Below are 3,985 nucleotides of genomic sequence, written 5' to 3' on the forward strand. Positions count from 1 at the left end.
AGCACCGCGCGGATCGTGATGTCCGGCCCGATGCCGGCCGGCTCGCCGGTCGTGATCGCGATCGGCAGCGGCGCGGCCGCATGCGATGGGACGGACGGGGCGGGCGAGGCGGAGGGTGTGGCAGGCGGCGCGGTCATCGTGGTCGCGAAACGGAGCCCTTGGCGGGTCCCATGGCAGGTCCTATGGCGGGTCCTGTGGCGGGTCCTGTGGCGGGTCCTGTGGCGGGTCCTATGGCGGGTCCCATGGCCGGTCCGTTCGCGAGTCCCTTAACGGGACGCCTCGCGATTGGTCCGGTATTCGACATAGGCGGCCTCGCGCAGCTGGCGCAGCCAGTCCTCGTAGGCGGCGCGCAGCTTCTGTTCGCGCACCTCGGCGCGGGCGAAGTCGCGCTGCTTCTCCGGCGACACCTCGACCTCGCGGCGGTTTTCGACCTGGATCAGGTGCACGCCGAACTGGCTGGTGACCGGCTCGGAAACCTCGCCCGGGCGCAGCCGGTTCATCGCCTGCTCGAACTCGGGGACCAGCTCGCCGGGCGACACCCAGCCGAGCTCGCCGCCGTTCTGTGCCGAGCCGTCCTGCGAATAGCGCTTGGCGACATCAGCGAACTGCGTGCCGTGCTGGATGCGTTCGCGCAGCGTGGATAGCTGGCGGCGCGCCTCGGCCTCGGGCATGTTGGGGCCGGTGCGGATCAGGATATGGCGCACCTGGGTCTGCGTGATGCGGCTGGGCGCGACATCGCCGCCGGCAGGTGCGGTGCGCTTGCCGGCGAGCTTGAGCACATGGAAACCGGCGGGGCTTTCGACGACCTCCGGCACCACCTTGCCCGGCTGCAGATCGAGCACGGCGTTGGCGAACTGCGCCGGCAGGCGGCCGATTTCGCGGTAGCCCAGCGAGCCGCCCTTGGGACCTTCGGCGCCGTCGGAATTGTTCTGTGCCAGCTGCGCGAAGTCGGCGCCGCCCTGGGCCTGCTTCAGCAGCCCTTCCGCCTTGGCGCGCAGCTGCGCCTTCTGCGCCTCGCTGGCGCCCTCGGGCACGCGCACGAAGATCTGGGCGACGTCGTACTGCGGCTCGCCGGTCGGGGCGGCACCGCTGCGTGCCGCGCGCGCGGCCAGATAGTTGTCGATCTCGCCGTCGAACACCTGCACCTTGGAATCGACCTCGCGCTCGCGCAGCCGGATCACCTGCACCTGCTTGCGCAGCTCGCTGCGGTACTTGTCCCACGTCATGCCGCTGCGGTCGACCTGCGCACGCAGATCGGCCACGCTGATGCGGTTCTGCTGCGCGACCGATTCGATCGCGCGGTCGACCTCCTGGTCGGTCACGCGGATGCCGGCGTCCTGCGCGGCCTGGGTCTGCACGCGCTCCATCACCAGCCGTTCCAGCACGTCGCCGAGCAGTTCCTCCCGCGGCGGAATCGGACGGCCGGCCGTACGCAGCTGGTTCTCGATCTCGTCGGCGCTATCGAGCAGCTCGCGCCGCGTGATCACGGTGTTGTTGACCACCGCCACCACCTCGTCGACCAGTTGCGAGCGGCCGGTGCGCTGCCCCGAACCCAGCCGCGGCTGAGTGGGCGAGGTCGGCGGCGTGGCCTGCGAGCCTTGCGGCACGAAGATGCCGGTGGCGCGCGGTGTGGAGCCGGACCCGCCGGGTGCCTTGAGCTGCGCCGCCGCCGGAACGGCCACGCAGGCGAGCAATGCCGACAGCACGATGCCGCGCGAACGCCGCGACGAAGCCGCGGCAACGGAAATTACGGAAACTGCTTGACGCTTCATCATGGTCCGTCATTCGTAATGGTCGAACTGGGTCTGAGGGATCGGCGCGGCCGAGACGGGCTCGTAGCCAGGCACGTTCAACCTCATGATATCCAGCGGATTGGAGCCGATCTTCGACAGGCCGCGGAACTCCACCTGCAGAAACACCCGGCCGGTGTAGCCCTGCGTGGTATTGCGAAAACGCTGGTAGGCGACCCGGCCGACCCAGCAGTCGGCGGCATATTCGAGTCCCAGCAGCGTATCGACCAGCTGGTTGGCGCTCATGTCGTAGGCGACACGCCCGATGCCGTAGGTCCGCCGCGTGATCGGCCACTGGCTCGAGATCTCGAACTGGTCGATCGCGGTATTGTCGGTGACCGCGGTCGGGCGCCGGTAGCGATAGCCGATGTTCAGCAGCTTGCGCGCCTCGGGCCGCCAGGCGAACGCGATGTTCGACTGGATCACCCGGTCGTTTTCCGGGTTGTACTGCATCCCGGCATTGATGTAGTAGCCGCGGAACAGCTGGATCGTGGTGGCCGCCAGCAGATCGGAATAGCCCCGCTCGGCGTCGTCCAGCGTGCCGGTCAGCTGCACGCGCTGGCCGCTGAAGTCGAAGCGCTGCGCCAGCGTACCACGGAAGCGTTCGATGCCCGTCTCGGACTCGATCAGGCGGGTGGTCACGCCCGCGGTCAGCTTGTTGTTGTCGGCGATGCGGTCGTAGCCGGTGAACGGGTTCTCGCTGAAGATCTGCCCGTAGCCGAAGTCCGACTGCACCGTATCGAACAGCGGGAACGCGCTCTGGTCGCGGAACGGCGTGTAGACGTAGAACAGGCGCGGTTCCAGCGTCTGCAGGTACTTGGTGCCGAACAGCCGGCTGATGGTCGGCGCGTCGCGCTCGAACGTCATGCCGCCGTCGAGGCTGAAGGTCGGCACCGAGCGCGTCAGCGTGTTGTTGGCGCCCGGCGTGTTGGTCGACGGCTCCATCTGGTACTGGGCCGCGTTGAACATGACCTTGGGCGTCACGAACCAGCCCGGGCGCACGATCGGATAGCTGATCGACGGCTGGATGAAGACGCGCTCGCCCTGCGGCTGCTGGAAGCCGGTGCTCGTCAGCGGGATGCGGAAGCGCGTGTAGTCGGCCTCGACCTGCACGTCGAAGCCGCCCCAGTTGTAGCGCGTGAACTTGCCGTTCAACTGCGGCACGCGCTCGTAGGTCGGCTGGCTCGGCGCCAGCGTCTGGAAGGTCTGCACCCGCGCCAGCAGCGAGAAGTCCTGCCAGTTGTAGGTGACCCCGCCCTCCTGCGTGTACTGCCGCAGCGTCGACTGCGCGACCGTACGCGTCAGGTCGTCCGGATAGCGGTCGTCCGATACCCGGTTCAGGTTCACATAGGCGTTCAGGCCCTTGGCCAGGTTCTGGCTATGCTGGATCGAGTACAGCCAGCGGTCCGAGTTGGTCTTCTGGTCGTTGGGCAGGAACTCGCCGCGGATGCGCCCCGCATAGCCGTTGCCGATATAGCGGAAGTCGCCGCCGAGTTGCACGCCGCGTTCGCTCATCACGCGCGGATACAGCGTCAGGTCGCGGTTCGGCGCGATATTGAAGTAGTACGGCACCGTCAGGTCGAAGCCCGAACGGGAGCTGTAGGCCATCAGCGGTGCGAGGAAGCCGCTGCGGCGCTCGTCGGTCAGCGGGAAGGTCACCGCCGGCGCGGCCAGGATCGGCACATCGAAGAAGCGCAGCACGGCGCCGTGCGCGGTGCCGACCTGGCGGTCGCTGTCCAGGTCGAGCTGGCGCGCGCTGAAGTACCAGTCCGCGTTGTCGGGCGAACAGGTGGTGTAGGTGGCGCGCTGGATGGTGCTCTGGTCCTTGGTCAGGAAGTCGATGCGCTCGGCCGTGCCCGAGCCGCCGGTCTGCTGGAAGTAGTAGTCCGGCGACAGCATGTAGCCTTCGTTGGCTTCGACGCGCAGCCTGGCCTCGGGGCCCACCGCCAGCGTGCCTTCGCGCGAGAGCCGGACGTTGCCGGTCGCCAGCGCCTCGTCGCTGTCCTGGTCGTAGGTCAGCTTGTCCGCCTTGATCACGGCGCCGTCGCTGCGCAGCTCGGCATTGCCCTGCAGTTCCAGGCCGCGCTCGTTGTATCCGGTCATGCTGTCGCCGGAGACATAGGTGGGCGCGCTGGGATCGCCCTCGGCGCTGCGCCAGGTGGCCGGCTCCGACAGGTAGGGGATCAGTTCGCCGG

Annotated in this window: 2 protein-coding genes; both read right to left on the reverse strand. The window is 68.3% G+C overall.

What is annotated here, in order from left to right; genetic code table 11:
• Positions 1–266: 266 nt before the first annotated feature.
• Entirely contained in the window at positions 267–1,772 is a 1,506-nt protein-coding gene (locus tag AC6EI8_RS24950) for a peptidylprolyl isomerase (RefSeq protein ID WP_498383185.1), read from the reverse strand.
• Positions 1,773–1,781: 9 nt separating this feature from the next.
• On the reverse strand, positions 1,782–3,985 hold a 2,204-nt coding region (locus AC6EI8_RS24955), incomplete at its 5' end, for an LPS-assembly protein LptD (RefSeq protein ID WP_498383184.1).

The sequence above is a fragment of the Cupriavidus sp. R6-3 genome (genome assembly GCF_059772245.1).

Excerpts from the sequence above, each read along its gene's own strand:
- AC6EI8_RS24950 (WP_498383185.1), bottom strand. The coding sequence starts at position 1,772 with ATGAAGCGTCAAGCAGTTTCCGTAATTTCCGTTGCCGCGGCTTCGTCG.